The 885-nt window shown below is 38.3% G+C and carries 1 protein-coding gene; it reads right to left on the bottom strand.

The window, feature by feature from the left end:
* Positions 1-885 (bottom strand): phosphopantetheine-binding protein (locus CHRY9293_RS18390; protein WP_162034306.1); only part of this gene is annotated, 885 nt, incomplete at both ends.

Genomic DNA, 885 nt, shown 5'->3' with positions numbered 1-885 from the left:
TAAAATGCTAAGATCAACCCTGGAAGATAATCCAAAAATCATAGGAATATTATACGCAGAGCTTCCTCCTTCATACTGATCAATAAACCATAAACGCTCCTGTGCAAAAGATAGCAATTGATCCTCAGGATGATGAACCGCTATAGGACGGATCATCTCTACAATATCAATTGATAAACCTTCAAGTGCACCTGCTAATCCAAAGATCGTTTTATGGCTAAACACCATCGCTACACTCACCTGTAAGCCTAATCCCTGATGAATCTTACTAATCAGTTTAATAGCCATAATACTATTTCCTCCCAAGCGGAAGAAATCATCGTGTAAACCGATACTTTCTACAGGTAAACCTAAAACCTCACTATAGATCTCTGCTAATTGTTTTTCAAGAACAGTCGTGGGAGCTATATACTCCTTATCTCCTGTGAAGCTAGGTTCAGGTAAAGCCCTGCGATCTAACTTTCCATTAATCGTTAAAGGAAACTCTTCTAAATGAACATACGCAGAAGGAACCATATACTCTGGTAAAAGACCCGATAAATACAATGATAAATCTTCAACATTGATTGCTCTATCCGATACATAATATCCTACCAGATATTTTAACCCGGAGCTATTCTCTTTAGCTAAAACAACACTCTGACCAATACCTTCATAGCCAACAAGTGAACTCTCTATCTCTCCCAACTCTATCCTATAACCTCGAATCTTCACCTGGAAATCATTCCTACCTATATATTCCAAATCCCCTCCAGCAAGATAACGCCCTAAATCTCCAGTCTTATACATACGACCATTATAACCTATGGACTTCTCTACTTCACTCTGGAAGGGATTTACTAAAAAACGCTCATCGGTAAGTTCAGGTAGATTTAAATAACCTCG

The organism is Chryseobacterium potabilaquae (assembly GCF_902728265.1).
Lineage (GTDB): Bacteria > Bacteroidota > Bacteroidia > Flavobacteriales > Weeksellaceae > Chryseobacterium > Chryseobacterium potabilaquae.
This window is presented reverse-complemented; position numbering and strand designations above follow the sequence as displayed.